The following is a 3,986-nucleotide window of genomic DNA, read 5'->3' on the forward strand; positions in this document are numbered from 1 at the left end:
AGCAGCACGGCGGCGACAGGCGTGCCGAACACGGCCGTCATGCCCGCGGCCGCTCCGGCGACGAGCAGCGTCTTGCGTTCCGCGGCGGTCACCTTCACGCACTGCGCGATCAGCGAGCCGAGCGCGCCTCCCGTCATGATGATCGGGCCTTCGGCACCGAACGGCCCGCCGCTGCCGATCACAATCCCCGACGACAGCGGCTTCAGCACGGCGACTTTCGGCGACATGCGACTCTTGCCGAACAAAATCGCCTCGATCGCTTCGGGGATGCCGTGGCCGCGAATCTTCTCGGAGCCGAAACGCGCCATCAGTCCGACGATGAGCCCGCCGATAACTGGCACGACGATCACCCAGAGTCCGAGCGTGTTGTCAGCGGGTGAGCGGTCCGCGAACGAAAAGCTGCCGAAGAAAAACAGGTTGGTGAACAGATGGATGAGCGAGAGCAGCACGAACGCCGCGAGCGTGGCGATACCGCCGATCACGGAGGCGAGCGCGGAAATGCCGGGCAGCCGGGCATTCGCCGCGAAGTCGCGCCGGGTCGAATGAAGGTTCATGAGGCGTTGAAAACCCGTCAGAAGTCGATTTGAGGCACGCGGAAAGAGCCCTGCAGCGACTTTAGCTCCGCGCGATGAAGTTGCGCGAGCCGCGCGAGCGCCTGCTCACCCGCCTTCTGCAAATGCACTTCGACCTGCCGCCGATCCGTCTGACTGACCTGGCGCCGCACGAGATCGAGCGCTTCGCAACGCGTCACCAGCGCGACGACGCCGTGGTGGTGTGACTGCAGTCGTTCGGCCAATTCGCCGATCGTCGCCCAGTCGCGGCCGGGATAGCCGCGAATATGCAGCAGTAGCAGATACTGCAGCGGCGTAACGCCTTCCCCGTGGGCGGCCTGCTCAGAGAAGCGCTCAAAGCGCCGCATCTGGTACCGAAACGCCGAAAGTTGCTCGAAATCTTTTTTGCTTAAGTTGCGCGTCTCGCCGCGGACAAGCTCTTTCATCGTGATGTCTCAAACTCGCAAAGCGCGATTATATATCACAAAGTGATACGAACGGCCGATTCGCGACTGGCGACTCGCGACTCGCGTAGAAAGGTCGCCCTGTCTCTAGGCGGCCTGTCGCTGCGGCAATTGCGTTTGCCGATAGAGACCCGAGATCAGGTCGGCTTGTGTGATCATGCCGACCAGCCGCTCGTGCACATCGACCACCGGAATGTGATGGTGGCCGTAATTGGCGAAGAGCGGCACGAGCTCGGCGATCGGCCTCGCGCTGCCTACCGTGCAGACGTCTGTCGCCATCAATGCGCCGACGAGCCGCGGCGAACCGTCGTTGCCTGCGAACCAGCGGGCCGGGCGTCGCAACAGTGCCCCCAACGGGCTGGCGCACGCGTCGCGCGCAAGGTCCGCGCGGGTCACGATGCCGACCACATGACCTTGCGCGTCGGCCACCGGCAGAGCCTTCACGGCACGACGGCTTAACAGGTCGGAAGCCGTTGCAGCCGTTGTTGTCGCGAAGATCGATGCGACCGGGTGGGACATGATGTCCCCACAGGTCAACTCGCCGAAGCCGCGGATGTACGCTTGCAACTGCGCTTCGTTCACGACCGACTCGAAATCGGCGGGGTCGATGTCGAGCATTTCGCCGCGCCGCGCGAGCACCAGTTCCAGATCGGCGCGCGTGAAACCCGGGTTCGTGGCGAGGTTCGAGGCCTGGCTTACCGCATTGCCTTTCACGCTTTGTCCGGCGACGTGCGGATAGCGGTGGCCTGTCAGCGCATGGAACACGATTGCCGCTGCGAGCAAGGCGAACGACTGAATGAGGATCGGTTCGAACACAAAGCCGAAGCCCAACGAATGGATCGATGGACCGCCAAGGACCGCAGTGAGCGCCACCGCTCCAGACGGCGGGTGCACACACCGCAGTGTGAACATCGCGCAGATCGCCAAAGCGATAGCGAGCGCCGCCGCATCGACGGGGTCGGCGATCCAGGTCGCGCAGGCGACCCCGACCGTTGCCGACACGAGATTTCCGCCGATAATTGACCAGGGCTGCGCAAGCGGACTCGCCGGCACGGCGAAGAGCAGCACGGCAGAGGCGCCCATCGGCGCGACAAGCAACGGAATGCTCGCCGACGACCCAAGCATCAGATGCATCGTGCCGCCAGTGAAGCCGATCCCGATCAGCGCCCCGAGGCAGGAGCGAAGGCGTTCAGGCCATCTGACGGCAACTGACGACGGTGCAAAGCTGACAAGCCAGCCAACAAGTGAAGTGCGACTCAAGTTTACTCAGGCAGAAGTGCAAGCAAAGGGACCCACCTTAGGGGCAACAGCATCAGCCGGCAAAGGAACCATTAGAAATAAATATATTACAGCATGATATAAAACGCGACTCCCCGCGTCGGGAAAAGCTCAGATTAAGGCTTTGAGCCCATCTGACTACGCGCCGGACGTGCACTATATCATAGTGTGATGTAAAATGAGCGTCTGATAGGTCGATGGTGCTCTGTGTGCCCGACCAGGAATTGACAGCGAGGAGGAGTGTCATGCTGATCACCTTTCAATCGAAAGCCGCGCCGGATGTCACGATGCTCAAGGACCTGGCGGGCTATCTGCTGGGGCTCGTTGGCAAGCGATTGGACGTGCGAGGCGTCATTACGCGGGAGCAACTACCCGGTGCTATCGAGCGCCTTGAGGCCGCGATCGTCGACGATAAAAACACTGAAGAAGGAAGCGCGCCTTTACATCATACGACGCACGCTAATGCTTACGAGCATCGCGCTGGGCTCTCTCAGCGCGCCTATCCATTTCTGGACATGCTGCGCCAGGCACGCGATCAAGAGGCAGACGTCATCTGGGGACTTTGATGACGCTATACAGCACTTAAAGGAAAGATGGGGCGCTGCGGGAGGAATCTAATGTCGTCGGCCCATGGGAGCGGCCATGAAGATTTTGGCGTTTGCAATGCTTTGGGGCGTTTTCGTCGCCAGTTCGTTCGCTCAGCCGCGACTCGCGGCAACGAGCGCGGTCGCAATCGGCGGTTTTCCTGAAACGACGACCTGCGCGCAATCGACCTGCTGCAACTTTTGCGACTGTTGCCACATTGGCGCAGGCTCAGCAGTGCTGCGGGTCATCGGACCATACGGCAACGTACTGCCGGATCTTATTCATACAGGCTCTTTCACCTTGATAAGGTGGCGTAGTGGCGAGACGAGCCCGAAGGCCGGTGCACACGTTATGTTTGTCTGGCCCTCGGCCTGAATCGTCAAAAGTACTGGCGAAAGAACTGTTGCGAACTCTGCCGTGCCCGATAGGGGATAGAACCCTATATCGAAAGTGGCGTGCGGCCCGTCGCAAAGCGCCGTCCCAAAGCGCCGTCCCATGTCTAACGGAGGTCGCCGACTCCGAAAACCTCCGTGCGAATTCGCGATGCGTCGACTCCCAGAGCCCGCAATGCGTCCACCTGCGCGCGCATGAACGGCATGGGTCCGCACACGAAGTACTCCGCGTCGCGAAGCAGCACCGCTTCGCGAATCGTTGCGAGCTCAAGGCGTCCGACGAAATCGTAGTCGCTGCCCTGTACGTCGTTCGGCCCGACTTCCTCGTAAAACGTCAGTTTCGAAGCATTCGGGTGATCGGCTATGACGTCGTCGAGCCATTCTCGAAAGGCATGCACTCGTCGGTTGCGACACGCATGGAGGAAGCTGACGCGGCGGGTGGCAGAATCCATCACAATCGTGGCCAGCATCGAAACCATGGGCGTCAGGCCAACACCGCCGCTTATTAATACGACAGGCGTTCGCTTGGTACGCTCCAGGACGAAATCGCCATAGGGCGCGCTCACTTCGACATGTCCGCCAGCGTGCAATTCGTCATGTAACAGAGTGGAGACTCGGCCGGCCGGTTTTGCAGCGTCGCCCTCGCCGGCGGCCTCCCGTTTCACCGATATGCGTAGCCATTTGCCGTGCGGCGCGTCCGACAGAGTGTATTGACG

At 61.2% G+C, this 3,986-nt stretch carries 5 protein-coding genes; 1 reads left to right on the forward strand and 4 read right to left on the reverse strand.

Annotation, left to right across the window (positions count from 1 at the left end; all coding sequences use genetic code 11):
* The 3 genes from AWB67_RS34775 to AWB67_RS34785 all read right to left on the reverse strand — a co-directional run.
* Positions 1–554, reverse strand: a 554-nt coding sequence (locus AWB67_RS34775) for a chloride channel protein (protein WP_143328456.1), incomplete at its 3' end; no start/stop codon positions are given.
* 17 nt (positions 555–571) lie between these two features.
* Positions 572–997, reverse strand: coding sequence for a MarR family winged helix-turn-helix transcriptional regulator (locus AWB67_RS34780; RefSeq protein ID WP_062638735.1), 426 nt, complete (start codon positions 995–997; stop codon positions 572–574).
* A 105-nt stretch (positions 998–1,102) separates the two neighbouring features.
* Positions 1,103–2,275 carry an HPP family protein gene (locus tag AWB67_RS34785; protein WP_087660469.1) on the reverse strand — a complete coding sequence of 391 codons (1,173 nt, stop codon included), beginning with the start codon at positions 2,273–2,275 and terminating at the stop codon, positions 1,103–1,105.
* A gap of 263 nt (positions 2,276–2,538) precedes the next feature.
* Here AWB67_RS34785 and AWB67_RS34790 point away from each other — a divergent pair, with 263 nt between their 5' ends.
* Complete coding sequence (locus AWB67_RS34790) at positions 2,539–2,859, forward strand: DUF1840 domain-containing protein (protein WP_062638768.1); 321 nt, start codon at positions 2,539–2,541, stop codon at positions 2,857–2,859.
* Between the two features lie 518 nt (positions 2,860–3,377).
* Here AWB67_RS34790 and AWB67_RS34795 read toward each other — a convergent pair.
* Positions 3,378–3,986, reverse strand: a 609-nt coding sequence (locus AWB67_RS34795) for an NO-inducible flavohemoprotein (protein ID WP_510183515.1), incomplete at its 5' end; no start/stop codon positions are given.

The sequence above is a fragment of the Caballeronia terrestris genome (assembly GCF_001544515.1).
In the GTDB taxonomy this organism is placed as follows: domain Bacteria; phylum Pseudomonadota; class Gammaproteobacteria; order Burkholderiales; family Burkholderiaceae; genus Caballeronia; species Caballeronia terrestris.